The sequence below is a fragment of the Hymenobacter cheonanensis genome (assembly GCF_030581075.1).
Lineage (GTDB): Bacteria > Bacteroidota > Bacteroidia > Cytophagales > Hymenobacteraceae > Hymenobacter.
In genome coordinates, this window is the sequence record NZ_JAUQSW010000008.1 from 40,344 (window position 1) to 52,869 (window position 12,526).

Consider the following 12,526-nt stretch of genomic DNA (forward strand, 5'->3'; position numbering starts at 1 on the left):
GGCAACTTCACGCGTCTGCGCTTTTTTACCGCCTTGGCCAGGCGCGTTCAGCCTACGCGGGCCCCTGGCTGCCGGTAGCCGGGGGTAAGGGCTGGTACAGGTGCGGCGGCAGGTACTGGTTAACCGGCACGTTGAAGCGGTCAGCCATATCGTGCGCGAAATCAATGGCGGTATTGACGTCGTCGGCGCTGAAGCGCTCGATAGTCATCCCGGTGACGGAGTTTCTGACTGATAGAAGAACTACTATTTCTTCGTGATGTGAGGTGGTGGCATTCCAACTATATTTTGAACGCCTAGTGGAAACGGTGGAGAAATACTTAAGTGTTACTCCTACAACGGGCGGCAGTGGTTGCCAGCGCCCAAATTTCAGCCCAAACAGGGAATAGTACGCTCTGTATTGCCGGCAGTCAGCACTGATTTCCAGGGCCGTGCCACCTAGGGAAGGGGCCAAGCCTAAAAACAGAATAAGCAGGCCGATAAGAATTTTACCCCCAAGCGGAGCGGTTGCCAACGCAAGAAGCAGTGGCGCATGGGGCAGCACATTCATCAAATCAGCCATGAGGCGTAAGTAAAAGCCTGGCCACTAAGCTACGTGCTGGGTTACTGCTTCACACCTTCAGCAGCTCGGCTTTTTGGTGGCCGGCTAGCTGCTGCCACAGCAGTATCAGCACGGACTGGGTGGTATACTCAATATTAGTTTGCCGGCCGCGGTCGATGTTAATCTGCCGGCTCACGGTGCCGGCCGGCGTGGCGCAGGCAATGCAGATGGTGCCCACCGGCTTGAGCGGCGTGCCGCCGCCGGGGCCGGCAATGCCGCTGGTGGCCAGGGCCACATCGCAGCCCAGGCGGGCGCGGGCGCCCTCGGCCATTTCGCGCACCGTGGGCTCGCTCACGGCGCCGTGCTGGCCCAGGGTTTCGGCGTTTACCCCTAGCAGGCTTTCCTTGAGGTCGTTATCGTAGGCCACTACGCTGCCGCGGAAATAGGCCGAGCTGCCCGGCACGCTGGTAATGCGCTGGGCCACCGCGCCGCCGGTGCAGCTTTCGGCGGTGCCGAGCTGCCAGTTTTTGGCCTTCAGAATCTGGCCGACTACTACTTCGAGCGGCGAATCTTCCTCGGCAAAAATGTACTCGCCGATGCGCGCGCGCAGCGCGGGCAGCAGGGCCAGCATGCGGCCGCGCAGGTCGGGCTGGCCATCGGCAGTGCCGGTGAGGCGCAGGCGCACGCTGCCCAGGCTGGGCAGGTAGGCCAGCTTCACGTTGGGCGGCAGGGCGCTTTCCCAGTCCTTGATTTTCTCGGCCAGAAACGACTCGCCCAGGCCGGCCGTCATCACCACCACGTGCTCGATGGGGGCTAGCTGAAACTTCGCTTGCAGCTTGGGCAGCACCTGGTCCGTCATCAGGCGCTTCATCTCGAAGGGCACGCCCGGCATGCTGATGAACACCGTGCCACCGTCTTCTATCCACATGCCGGGCGCGGTGCCCACGGCATTGTGCAGCACTTCAGTGCCCTCGGGCACCATGGCCTGCTGGCGGTTCACGTCGAGCATGGGTCGGTTGAAGCGCCTGAAAATCTCCTCCACGTGGCGCAGCGTAGGCGCGTGCTCTACCAGCTCGCGGCCGAAGTAGCGGGCCAGCACGTGCTTGGTGAGGTCGTCTTTGGTGGGGCCGAGGCCGCCGGTCATCAGGATGACTTTGGCGCGCTGGCGGGCCTGGTCGAGGGCGGCCACTATCTCGTCGGCGCGGTCGCTCACGCTCGTTATCTGGCGCACGCGCAGGCCCAGCCGGCCTAGCTGCTGGCCCATAAAGGCCGAATTGGTATCCACGACCTGCCCGTAGAGCAGCTCGTCGCCGATTGTCATGATTTCAACGTCCATCGAAAAGCAATAGAATAGTTTGGCAAGGTTTTGTAAAGACCTTTGCGGCGGGGTGCTTGCAGGACAGCTATACGAGCCATCCGGTTTTGCGCCCCACCTTTTTCTTTTTCTGCCCGATGAAAAACCTACTCCTGGCGCTGGCCCTGTGCAGCGCCGCCCCGGCCCTGGCCCAAACCACTAAAAAAGCCACGACCACCAAGAAAACCACCGTCGTAAAAAAAGCGCCGGTAAAAGCGGCGCCAGCTAAAAAAACGACCACCACCACTACCAAAGCCACGGCCACTACTCCGGCGCCCGCACCCGCGCCAGTAGCGCCCCTCACCGAGGCCGAAGCCGCCAGCGGCCTGCGTGAGGCCCTCACCACCGGCATTACCAAGGCCGTGGCCTTCGCTTCCGAGCCCGACGGCTTTAATCTGAACGACGACATCCGCATTCAATTTCCGCCCGATGCGCAGCTCGTGGCCACCACGCTAGGGTCGCTGCCGCTGGGCCGGCAGGCCGTAGAGCAGGCCACCAACCTCATGAACCGGGCGGCCGAAGCCGCTTCGCCTGCGGCCAAAGACATCTTCCTCAATGCCTTGCAGCAGCTTACGCTTACCGATGCGCTTTCGCTCGTGACCAGCGGCAGCAAGGATGCTGCCACCCAGCTGCTGCGCAAAAACTCGGAGGCCGCCCTCAACGCCGCCCTGCGCCCCAGCATCGTGCAGAGCCTCGACCAGGTGGGCGCCAATGCGGCCTACGCCAAGCTCATCGAGCGCTACAACAAGATTCCACTCATGACGCCGGCCAGCACCAACCTCACCGACTACGTTACGAAGGAAACCGTGGACGGCCTCTTCATCCTGCTGGCCCAGCAGGAAGCCAAAATCCGCCAGAACCCGGCCGCGCAGTCCACGGCGCTGCTCAAGCGCGTGTTTGGCGCAAAATAATTTTTGGCCGCCCACCCGTCGCCAACTCGGTTGGGGTGAGCACTATAAGGCCTAGCTAATAGTCCAGCCCTAGCTGCCCGGCAGCTAGGGCTTTTTTGCGTGCATTAAACCCGGCGTTTGACTTGCAATCCAAAGGTTAAGAAATTCACAAAATGTTGATTTCATGAAAATTACATACGCTTTAGCGTTGGGCTTGCTAGCGCTGGCCAGTTGCCACAGGGAAGCCGCGCCCGCGCCGGCCCCCGTCGAAACGCTGCACCTTTCTTTCGGGGCCGGGTCGCTTACGCTCAACCCCTCGGGCTACGCGCCGCTCACGGCCCGGCTCAGCCTTACCTCGCGCCAGAGCGGGCGGCTGCGGCTGGTGGTGCACGGCCGCCACGGCGCGGCCTCCGACCTCACGCAGCAGTTTGCCGACGAAGGTACCATGCACACGGTGCCCGTGCTGGGCCTGTACCCCAACTATGCCAACAACGTGACGGTGCAGCTGGTAGACCCTGGCGGCGCGGTGCTGGCCGATACGGCTCTCCTTATTCAAACTGCCGCGCTGCCGCCCGATATGCCGGCTAGCCTCGTTACGACGGCGCCGACGGGCGGCCCGCTGGGCGGCGATTTTACCCTGGTGAGCAATTTCAGCGCTTCCAACCCACAAATGCCCCTCATCGTGGATAATTACGGCGAGGTGCGCTGGCTGCTCGATTACCGCAGCCTGCCGGAGCTTGAGCAGCTTTCCTACGATTGTGGCATCAGCCGGCTGCGCAATGGCAACTTTTGCTTTGGTGATAAGACGACCAGCCAGCTGTTCGAGGTCGATGTGTACGGCACCATCATCAACCGCTGGAACATGGCGGGCTACACCTTTCACCACGAGCTGTACGAGAAGCCCGACGGTAATTTCCTGGTGACGGCGAACAAAACCGGCAGCACCCACCCCGACGGCACGGCCACCGACGAGGACTACGTAATTGAAATAAACCGCCACGCCAACCGCGTGGTGCAGGAATGGGACCTCAAGCAGAGCCTCAACGAAAACCGCCACGCCCTGGAGGCGGACCCCGTAGACTGGCTCCACGCCAACGCCGTGCTCTACGACCCCTCCGATAATACCATCATCGTGTCGGGCCGCTACCAGGGCGTGGTGAAGCTGACCTACGACAACCACGTGCAGTGGCTGCTGGCCCCGCACCGCGGCTGGGGCCCCAACCACCAGGGCCAGGACCTGAAGCAGCTGCTCCTGACGCCACTCGACGCGGGCGGCCAGGCCATTGCCGATACGGCCGTGGTCAACGGCTCGGCCAACGCCCCGGACTTTGAGTGGAACTGGTACCAGCACTCGGTGCAGCTGATGCCCAGCGGCGACCTGCTGCTGTTTGACAACGGCACCAACCGCAATTTTATCCGCAACGCGCCCACGCACTACAGCCGGGCGGTGGTGTACCGCCTCGACCCGGCGGCCCGCACGGTGCAGCAAATCTGGACCTACGGCAAGGAGCGCGGCGACGACACGTTCTCGGCCATCGTGTCGCGGGTGCAGTACCTGCCGGCCGTCAACCACCTCCTGTTCTGCCCGGGCTACCAGGTGCCTAACGCAACCGGCCAGGGCGGCAAAATCATCGAGCTGGACTACGCCAGCAAGCAGGTGCTGTTTGAGATGCAGTTAACCCCCGCCAATGGCTTTGCTTTTCACCGCGCCCAGCGCGAAAGCATTTACCCCTGAGTGAAGCAAAAAAGGAGGAGCTGCGCTGGCAGCTCCTCCTTTTTCGGGGTCGTAAGTAGTGGCAGCGCCTAGTAGTCGCTGTCGTAGTCGTCGCCGCGGCCCCGGCCGCGCGAGCTGCCGCCGAAGTCATCGTCGTCATCGGCATCGAGGTCGTCGTCATCTTCGAGCGGGGCCAGGCCACTGGCGCCATCGGGGTCTTCGGCGGCTTCGGCCGTCTCAAACTCGTCTTCGGTCATGGAGGCGAGGTCGAGCGCCTCGTCGTGCGAGGAGCCCGTATCGCGCCACATCAGGTAGTCGGCGTATTTGGCCGAGAGCTGGTCCTCGCTGGAGCCCTTGGTTTTGGCGCCGCCGGTGCTGGCAAAGGCGTCGAGGTTATCGTCGTCGGCGAGGTCGTCGTCGTCCAGGTTATCGTACTGTCGCATAGCAAAAAGGGCAGTAGAGAGTAATTGAATGGGTTTTGGAACGTAGAGCGAAGATACGGGCGGGGCCGAAATGGGTTGGCTACCGTGCCTGCTCGGGCCGAAAATAAACAGCTAGGCCCGCAGCGCCACGCCTTGGTAGAGGTCGGCCAGCGGCAGCGTCACCTCCACATCCGGAATCGTCAGCACGGCATCCAGCCCCGTAAAGCCCGACACGTCCAAATTCCCTTCCTCGTTGCGCGAGCCCAGCGACACGCGCGCCGCAAACTCCGTTAGCAGCACCACGTGCTGCACCGTCGGAATGGCGTAGTAAGCCTCAAATAGCTCCTGAAAATGCGCCGGCATGGGGTGCGGCAGCACCTTGAATAAGACCGTGGGATTCAGCAGCGTATCGCGGTATTCATCGGCTAGCCGCAGCACATTGCCGCAGACAAGCGCCACGTCGGGGTAAGAGAACAGGCCGGCCCCCAGCGCGTGCACGCGGGTGGCGCTGCCCAGCACCGTCCAGTCGCGGCCCTGTACCTGGCCGGCCAGCAGCAGGGCCGTGTTTTCGGCAATAAGCAGGTGCTCGGGCGTGGGCTCGGGCAGCGGAAACACCCGGCCATCGAGGTATTCGCTGCGGCCGGGGGCTAGCCGCTCGGCCGCCAAATACGCTTTTTCCGCGTGGCTAAGCATAGAAAAAATACTTTTACTAGCTATTGAAAATCGGTGATGCGCACCTGGGCGTCGCAAAAGCCGTACTCGGCCGGCACGTTGGACGAAACCACCACCAGCCGGCTAGGGTCGCGCACCCTGGCCACGTGCTCCAGGTACCAGGCCGCGCCCTGGGCGTCGAGGTTGGTGGTAGGCTCGTCGAGCAGCAGCAGCGGGGTGGCCGCGTAGAGGGCCAGCCCCAGCTTAAGGCGCTGCTTCATGCCCGACGAAAACGTGCGTACCGCCTGGTGCCGCGCCTTGTGCAAGTACATGATTTCCAGCAAATCGGTGATTGACACCCCCGGCCGCAACGGCTTGAGCCTGGTGTGAAAAGCCAGCAGCTCCAGCAGCGTGAAGTCTTCGGGTAGCTCCAGATAAGGCGCACAGTAGGCTAGCAGGCGCGGCACCTCGGCCACGGGCAGCGCCTTGCCGCCGGGGGCCGACTCATAGCGCACCGTGCCCTCGCTCGGCAGCAGCTGGCCCGCCAGTATGCTGAGCAGCGTGCTTTTGCCCGCGCCATTGGGCCCCAGAATGGCCGTGGCCGAGCCGGGCTCGAAGGCATGGCTCAACCCGCGAAAAACCCACTGCCGGCCGTAGCGGCGGCCCAGGTTTTGGGCATCGAGCCGCATTAGTCGGCGCTATCCTCGGCCGAGCTGCCGCGGCTAGGCCCTTTGATGATGCCCCGGGCGGCCGAGCGCACAAACTGCGTTATCTCGTCGCGCTCGGGCGAGGGCGGCAGCTCTACTTCGATGCGGCTCAGCGACTCCGTCATGGGTAAGCCGCTGAGGTACAGCGTGCGGTACATCTCATGAATGCCGTTAACCTGCTCTTCCGTAAAGCCGCGGCGGCGCAGCCCCACCGAGTTGACGCCGGCGTAGGTGAGCGGCTCGCGGGCGGCCTTCACGAAGGGCGGCACGTCCTTGCGCACCAGCGAGCCCCCGGCGATAAAGGCGTGCGCCCCGATGTTGGTAAACTGATGAATGGCCGTGGTGCCGCCGATAATGGCCCAGTCGCCCACCTGCACGTGGCCGGCCATCTGGGTGGCGTTCGAAATCACGCAGTGGTTGCCCACCAGGCAGTCGTGGGCAATGTGCACGTAGGCTTGCAGCAGGCAGTGGCTACCCACCACCGTGCGGCCGCGGTCCACGGTGCCGCGGTTCACGGTCACGCACTCGCGCAGCACGGTGTAGTCGCCGATGTGGGCCGTGGTTACCTCGCCGGCAAACTTCAAATCCTGCGGCACGCCCGACACCACCGCGCCCGGAAAAATCTGGCAGTTGGCCCCGATGCGCGCCCCGTCCATGATGGTCACGTTGGGCCCAATCCAGGTATTTTCGCCAATTTCCACATCGCCGTAAATGGTAGTGAACGGTTCGACGGTAACTCCCGGGGCTAGCCGGGCGGCAGGGTGGATATGGGCGAGGGGAGAAATCATTTTTTAGAATTATGAGCTATGAATTACGATTTGTGAATTATGTGATAATGAGCACGATAGCCGCAGGTATTGGGCCGGCTCATAATTCATAATTTATAATTCATAATTAAACTAAACGTTGTCTTTGCGCACGATGGCGGCGCTCATCTCGGCGTCGCACACCACCTTGCCGTTCACGAAGGCCTGGCCTTTCATCTTGGCAATGCCGCGCTTGATGGGCGCCGTGAGCACGCAGTGAAACACGACGGTATCGCCGGGCAGCACCTTCTTGCGGAAGCGCGCATTCTCAATACCCAGGAAATACTGCCAATAGTTCTCGGGGTCGGGCACGGTGTTCATCACCAGGATGCCGCCGGTCTGGGCCATGGCCTCAATCTGCAACACGCCGGGCATCACGGGGTTGCCGGGGAAGTGGCCCTGGAAAAAGGGCTCGTTCATGGTAATGTTTTTTACGGCCGTCACCATCTGCGCGTCGAGGTGAATCACCTTGTCGAGCAGCAGGAAGGGGTAGCGGTGGGGCAGCACCTGCATAATGCGGTTGATGTCCATCACCGGCTCGCGGCTAGGGTCATACACCGGCACGGCGCTGGTGCGGTCTTCGAGCATCTTCTTTTTGATGCGCTTGGCGAAGGCCACGTTGGCGGCGTGGCCGGGGCGGGCGGCCAGAATCTGGCCTTTCAGCGGCCGGCCCACCAGGGCGAGGTCGCCCACGAGGTCGAGCAGCTTGTGGCGGGCGGGCTCGTTTTTGTGGCGCAGGTCCACGTTGTTGAGGATGCCCTCCTTTTTTACCGACACCTTGGGTTTGCCCAGCATGGCGGCCAGCTCGTCAAGCTCGTCCTCGCTCACGGCGCGGTCTACCACCACGATGGCGTTGCTCAAATCGCCACCCTTAATGAGGTTCGACTTGTAGAGGTACTCCAGCTCGTGCAAAAAGCAGAACGTGCGCGACGACGAAATCTCGTCGCTAAACTGCTTGATATCCGTAAGCGTGGCGTGCTGCGAGCCCAGCACCGGCGAGTTGTAGTCCACCATCACCGTGAGGCGGTAGTCGGCCAGCGGCAGGGCCGCAATCTCCACGCCGCGCGCATTGTCCACGTAGCGGATAGTGTCCGGAATCTCGTAGTAGTTGCGCAGCGCGTTCTGCTCCTCAAAGCCCACCTCGTTGAGGGCCTTGATAAACTCGGCCGAGGAGCCATCCATGATGGGCGGCTCGGGGCCGCTGAGCTGAATGAGCACGTTGTCGAGCTGCAAGCCTACCAGGGCAGCCAGCGTGTGCTCCACGGTGTTGATGCGGGCGCCGTTTTGCTCAATGGTGGTGCCGCGCGAGAGGTCTACCACGTTGTCGACGTCGGCATCCACAAGGGGCTGGCCGGGCAAATCGACGCGCTGAAACTTGTAGCCGTGGCCCACCGGCGCGGGGCAGAAGGTCATGGTCGCCTCTGCGCCGGTGTGCAGCCCGATGCCCCGCACCGTTACGGGGGCCTTAATGGTGTGTTGCTTGTCGTTCATATTGGTCGTTTTTCGTTTTTCGTTTTTCGTTTTTCGCCTCTCGTTGGTACTGAATCAGCCACTTATAAAAGCGTATTTCAGGCAACGAAAAACGAAAAACAAGCAGCGAAAAACGAACCGGCTACAAAGCTAAGACTTATCCGGCGCTGACTGGCTTTTTTCGAGGGCCACGAGGCGGCGCTCCAGCTCGGGCAGGCGCCGGTACACGGCCGTGGCCCGCTGGTTTTCCTTGAGGCCGAAGGCGGGATAGCCTTGCAGTACCTGGCCTTCTTCCTTGGTTGATTTTTGCACGCCGCTCTGGGCCGTGATGGTGGTGCGGTTGGCTAGGGCAATGTGGCCCACAATGCCCACCTGGCCCGCCAGCACGCAGTAGTCGCCCACCTTGGCCGAGCCCGAAATGCCGGTTTGGGCGGCGATAACGGTGTGCTGGCCCACTTCCACGTTGTGAGCAATCTGCACCAGATTGTCGATTTTGGTGCCCCGGCGAATGAGCGTGCTGCCCATCGTGGCGCAGTCCACGGTGGCATTGGCCCCGATGCTCACGTCGTCTTCGAGCACCACGTTGCCAATCTGCGGAATGGCCCGGTACGAGCCGTCGGGCTGGGGCGCGAAGCCGAAGCCATCGGTGCCCACCACGGCGCCGGCCTTGATAACGCAGCGCTCACCAATAACGGTGTCGGCGTAAATCTTGGCCCCGGCGTGGATGATTGAATTGGCCCCGATGCGCACCCGGTCGCCGATGTAGGCGTGCGGAAAAATGAGCACGTTTTCGCCGATAACGCAATTTTCGCCCACGTAGGAGAAAGCGCCGCGGTAGTGGCCCGGCCCGATGGTCGCGCTTTCGGCCAGGAAGCTGGGCTGCTCCACGCCGCGCTTGCCCATGCGCGTGGCCTGGGCATAAAATTCGAGCAGCTTGGTGAAAGCCGAGTAGGGGTCGGCCACCCGAATGAGGCTGGCGGCCACCGCCTGGCGCAGCGGCAGTTCGGGGCTGACAATCACGGCCGTAGCGCGGGTGGTGTATAAAAACTGCTCGTACTTGGCATTTGCCAAAAACGCGAGCGCGCCGGGCCCGGCTTCTTCAATCTTTGCCAGGCTCGAAACGGTGGCGTCGGCGTCGCCTTCCACGGCGCCGCCCACCACCTGGGCAATCTGACCAACGGTGAACTTCATAGGGCGGCAAAAGTACGGGCCGGGCGCTTACCGGATGGCGGCCAGCGGCTGGCCAAAATAGGCGGCTAGCCGCGCGTGCAGCAGCGCCACCAGCGCGGGGTCCTCAAAGCGGTAGTCGTCGGGAATGCGCAGGTTCACGACCGGCTTGCCCGCCAGCGCGGGGCCAAACTTGGCGCGCAGGCGGTCGGCGTGCTTTTTCTCCATCACAAAAATGACGTCGGCCCAGCCCAGGTGGCCGGCCGCCACGCGCACCCGGGCCCCCGGCTCGGTGCCCGCCGAGCGGGCTAGCAGGTGCGCGTGGTTGGCAAAAAGCCCTTCGGCCGTGAGGCTGCGCCAGCGGTTCTGGCTGCAAATGAACAGCAGCTGGCGGGGGAGGGGCGCGGGAATTTCGGGCAAAGGAAATGGTGGCTAAGGGAAAGCTAACAGGCCTAGCGGCGAGCTGCCGTGGCCTTAAGCGGCTGAGCACTTACGCCCTGATTGGTGATTTTGACGGGCAGAATGTGGCCTTGCTTATCGAAATGCATTTCGTCGATGCACACCTGGCGGTGGTTGCCGTTGGGGTCGCCGAGCGGGTGGCGGTGGTACACGATGTACCAGCGGTCGGTACCCGGCACGTTGATAACGGCGTGGTGCCCCGCACCGGTACCCACCTTCAAGTCCTGCTGCAAGATTTTGCCCTCGCGCCGAAACGGGCCAAAGGGCGAGTCGCCCACGGCGTAGGCCACCGAGTAGTCGGGGCCGGTCCAGCCGCCCTCGCTCCACATAAAGTAGTACTTGCCCTGGCGCCGAAACATCAGCGGCCCTTCTACATACTTGTCGGGGGTAATCGACTTGAACACCTTGCCATCGGGGAAGGGCAGGAAGCCCGTAAAATCGTCCTTGAGCCGGGCGATGTTGCAATGCTGCCAGCCGCCGTAAATAAGGTAATACTTGCCGTCGGCGTCCTTAAACACAAACTGGTCGATGGGCTGCGCGCCGTTTTCTATGGTGCCCACCAGCGGGTGCCCGAGCAGGTCCTTAAAGGGCCCTTCCGGCTTGTCGGCCACGGCTACGCCAATGCCGCCCGGCGGCTCGTTGGGCTTCTCGGGGTGGTAGTCGTTGGCCCCGAAAAACAGGTAGTACTTGCCGCCTTTGGCCACGATGGCGGGCGCCCACATGGCGCGGTGCGCCCACTTCACGGCCGCCGTGTCGATGATGCGCGGGTGCTTGGTCCAGTGCACAAGGTCGGGCGAAGAGAAGGCATCGAGGTACACCTGCTGGTCGAACGGGACCGAGTACGTGGGGTAAATCCAGTACTGCGAGCCAAAAATCGCCGCCTCGGGGTCGGCGTACCAGCCCGGAAAAACGGGGTTGCCGGCGCGGGCGGCCGGCTGTTGGGCCAGGGCTACCTGGCAGGCTAGCCCACCGGCTAGGGTAAGCAGGGCTTTTTTCAGAAGCATAAGCGAAAAGCTGGGCTAGCCAGGGCTTAGGTGAAGGCGATGGGAGGCGTAACAACGGCCGCTTCCTGGCGGCTGCCGCGCAGGCCATACCAGCCGATGTAGGCGTAGCAGAGCACCGGCAGCACAAAGGCCCAGCGCAGACCCGGCCCGTCGGCAATGGCGCCGAAAAGCACCGGCACCACGGCCCCGCCCACGATGGCTGTGCACAGCAGCCCCGAGGCCTGCTCGGTGTGGCGGCCCAGCCCGGCCACCGCCAGCGTGAAGATGGTAGGGTACATAATGGAGTTCATCAGGCCCACGGCCAGCACGCTCCACATGGCTACCGAGCCCGTGGCACCCACCGAGATAGCAACGAGAAGGATGGCTCCTAGCGCGGTGAAGGCCAGCGCTTTGCCCGGCGAGAATTTATTGAGTAGGTACGCGCCAGCGAAGCGGCCGACCATAGCACCACCCCAGTAAAAGCCCACCATTTTACCGGCTTCCACCGGCTCCATGCTCATCACCGAGGGGAGGGCAAAATAGCTAACTAAGTGTGAGCCAATGGCTACCTCGGCCCCCACGTAGGTGAAGATGCCCAGCACCCCTAGCAAGAGGTGCCGATATTGCCAGGCGCTGGTACGGGTGCTGGCCGAAGTGTCGCTTTCGGTAGGTGTTATCTGAGGAAGTTTTACCTGGCTCAGCATCAAGCTAATAAGTAGTAGCATACCCCCGATAACCAGGTAGGGGAGCTGCACGGCGCGCACATCAATGCTGGCGGCCGAAGTGGCATCCGTGAGCTTAGGCAGGCGGCTCAGCAAAAACACGCTGCCCAGCACCGGCCCAAGCGTGGTGCCCACCGAGTTGAAGGCCTGCGTGAGCGTGAGCCGCGCCGAGGCCGACTGCGGCGGCCCCAGAATAGCCACGTAGGGGTTGGCCGCCACTTGCAGCAGCGTGATGCCCGAGGCCAGCACGAACAGCGCGCCTAAAAACAAGCCGTAGGAACGCTGGTCGGCAGCCGGGTAAAATAGGAATGCCCCTAGTGCCGCCACGCCAAAGCCTAATAACATGCCGCGCTTGTAGCCTACTTTCTCTACCAGGAGCCCGGCCGGAATACTCATTAGAAAATACGCCCCGAAAAAGCACAGGTTGATGAGGTTGGCCTGGGTGTAGCTGAGCTGAAAAATAGCTTTCAGGTACGGGATGAGGATGTCGTTCAGCGACGTGATGAAGCCCCACAAAAAGAAGAGCGTAGTGACGGCGCTGAGGGCCGAAGTGTAGCGCGGGGCCGGGCCGGCCGATAAGGCCGGGCCGCTGGCCGCGGCCGGCGAAGAGATAAGGGGAGCAGCCATGTGGGCGGGAAAAGGA

The 12,526-nt window shown here is 62.6% G+C and carries 13 protein-coding genes; 2 read left to right on the top strand and 11 right to left on the bottom strand.

All coding sequences use genetic code 11. The annotated features are described in order from the left end of the window. Positions 1-52: 52 nt before the first annotated feature. Together Q5H89_RS15335 and Q5H89_RS15340 are read right to left on the bottom strand one after the other, a co-directional pair. Positions 53-559, bottom strand: coding sequence for a hypothetical protein (locus Q5H89_RS15335; RefSeq protein ID WP_305020222.1), 507 nt, complete (start codon positions 557-559; stop codon positions 53-55). Between the two features lie 49 nt (positions 560-608). Then, the gene (locus tag Q5H89_RS15340) at positions 609-1,874 is read right to left on the bottom strand and encodes a competence/damage-inducible protein A (protein ID WP_305020223.1); all 1,266 of its coding nucleotides are present in this window, start codon (positions 1,872-1,874) and stop codon (positions 609-611) included. Between the two features lie 116 nt (positions 1,875-1,990). Between Q5H89_RS15340 and Q5H89_RS15345 the strand changes: the two genes are divergently transcribed. Next, a complete protein-coding gene (locus tag Q5H89_RS15345; protein WP_305020224.1) occupies positions 1,991-2,803 on the top strand; it encodes a DUF4197 domain-containing protein in 813 nt (270 codons plus the stop codon). A 163-nt stretch (positions 2,804-2,966) separates the two neighbouring features. Then, positions 2,967-4,517: an aryl-sulfate sulfotransferase gene (locus Q5H89_RS15350; RefSeq protein WP_305020225.1), complete on the top strand. Its 1,551-nt coding sequence runs from the start codon at positions 2,967-2,969 to the stop codon at positions 4,515-4,517. 68 nt (positions 4,518-4,585) lie between these two features. On the opposite strand, the gene Q5H89_RS15355 is transcribed toward Q5H89_RS15350, so the two are convergent. The 9 genes from Q5H89_RS15355 to Q5H89_RS15395 all read right to left on the bottom strand — a co-directional run bounded on the left by Q5H89_RS15355 (position 4,586) and on the right by Q5H89_RS15395 (position 12,510). After that, positions 4,586-4,939 carry a hypothetical protein gene (locus Q5H89_RS15355; protein ID WP_305020226.1) on the bottom strand — a complete coding sequence of 118 codons (354 nt, stop codon included), beginning with the start codon at positions 4,937-4,939 and terminating at the stop codon, positions 4,586-4,588. A gap of 111 nt (positions 4,940-5,050) precedes the next feature. Beyond that, complete coding sequence (locus Q5H89_RS15360) at positions 5,051-5,611, bottom strand: Uma2 family endonuclease (RefSeq protein ID WP_305020227.1); 561 nt, start codon at positions 5,609-5,611, stop codon at positions 5,051-5,053. Between the two features lie 20 nt (positions 5,612-5,631). Next, positions 5,632-6,258, bottom strand: coding sequence for an ABC transporter ATP-binding protein (locus Q5H89_RS15365; RefSeq protein WP_305020228.1), 627 nt, complete (start codon positions 6,256-6,258; stop codon positions 5,632-5,634). Continuing rightward, positions 6,258-7,064: an acyl-ACP--UDP-N-acetylglucosamine O-acyltransferase gene (lpxA, locus tag Q5H89_RS15370; protein WP_305020229.1), complete on the bottom strand. Its 807-nt coding sequence runs from the start codon at positions 7,062-7,064 to the stop codon at positions 6,258-6,260. Before lpxA ends, Q5H89_RS15365 begins: the two co-directional genes overlap by 1 nt. Before the next feature lie 111 nt (positions 7,065-7,175). Further along, the gene (locus tag Q5H89_RS15375) at positions 7,176-8,573 is read right to left on the bottom strand and encodes a bifunctional UDP-3-O-[3-hydroxymyristoyl] N-acetylglucosamine deacetylase/3-hydroxyacyl-ACP dehydratase (protein ID WP_305020230.1); all 1,398 of its coding nucleotides are present in this window, start codon (positions 8,571-8,573) and stop codon (positions 7,176-7,178) included. A gap of 129 nt (positions 8,574-8,702) precedes the next feature. Continuing rightward, on the bottom strand, positions 8,703-9,743 hold the full coding sequence (gene lpxD, locus Q5H89_RS15380; protein ID WP_305020231.1) for a UDP-3-O-(3-hydroxymyristoyl)glucosamine N-acyltransferase: 1,041 nt from the start codon (positions 9,741-9,743) through the stop codon (positions 8,703-8,705). 27 nt (positions 9,744-9,770) lie between these two features. Further along, positions 9,771-10,139, bottom strand: a complete 369-nt coding sequence (locus Q5H89_RS15385) for a low molecular weight protein tyrosine phosphatase family protein (protein ID WP_305020232.1) — start codon at positions 10,137-10,139, stop codon at positions 9,771-9,773. A gap of 32 nt (positions 10,140-10,171) precedes the next feature. Continuing rightward, the gene (locus Q5H89_RS15390; RefSeq protein ID WP_305020233.1) at positions 10,172-11,182 is read right to left on the bottom strand and encodes a glycoside hydrolase family 43 protein; all 1,011 of its coding nucleotides are present in this window, start codon (positions 11,180-11,182) and stop codon (positions 10,172-10,174) included. A gap of 26 nt (positions 11,183-11,208) precedes the next feature. Beyond that, positions 11,209-12,510, bottom strand: coding sequence for a sugar MFS transporter (locus Q5H89_RS15395; RefSeq protein WP_305020234.1), 1,302 nt, complete (start codon positions 12,508-12,510; stop codon positions 11,209-11,211). Positions 12,511-12,526 lie beyond the last annotated feature (16 nt).

Coding starts and splice junctions, on each gene's coding strand:
- Q5H89_RS15335 (WP_305020222.1), bottom strand. CDS start 559: ATGGCTGATTTGATGAATGTGCTGCCCCATGCGCCACTGCTTCTTGCG.
- Q5H89_RS15340 (WP_305020223.1), bottom strand. CDS start 1,874: ATGGACGTTGAAATCATGACAATCGGCGACGAGCTGCTCTACGGGCAG.
- Q5H89_RS15345 (WP_305020224.1), top strand. CDS start 1,991: ATGAAAAACCTACTCCTGGCGCTGGCCCTGTGCAGCGCCGCCCCGGCC.
- Q5H89_RS15350 (WP_305020225.1), top strand. CDS start 2,967: ATGAAAATTACATACGCTTTAGCGTTGGGCTTGCTAGCGCTGGCCAGT.
- Q5H89_RS15355 (WP_305020226.1), bottom strand. CDS start 4,939: ATGCGACAGTACGATAACCTGGACGACGACGACCTCGCCGACGACGAT.
- Q5H89_RS15360 (WP_305020227.1), bottom strand. CDS start 5,611: ATGCTTAGCCACGCGGAAAAAGCGTATTTGGCGGCCGAGCGGCTAGCC.
- Q5H89_RS15365 (WP_305020228.1), bottom strand. CDS start 6,258: ATGCGGCTCGATGCCCAAAACCTGGGCCGCCGCTACGGCCGGCAGTGG.
- lpxA (WP_305020229.1), bottom strand. CDS start 7,064: ATGATTTCTCCCCTCGCCCATATCCACCCTGCCGCCCGGCTAGCCCCG.
- Q5H89_RS15375 (WP_305020230.1), bottom strand. CDS start 8,573: ATGAACGACAAGCAACACACCATTAAGGCCCCCGTAACGGTGCGGGGC.
- lpxD (WP_305020231.1), bottom strand. CDS start 9,743: ATGAAGTTCACCGTTGGTCAGATTGCCCAGGTGGTGGGCGGCGCCGTG.
- Q5H89_RS15390 (WP_305020233.1), bottom strand. CDS start 11,182: ATGCTTCTGAAAAAAGCCCTGCTTACCCTAGCCGGTGGGCTAGCCTGC.
- Q5H89_RS15395 (WP_305020234.1), bottom strand. CDS start 12,510: ATGGCTGCTCCCCTTATCTCTTCGCCGGCCGCGGCCAGCGGCCCGGCC.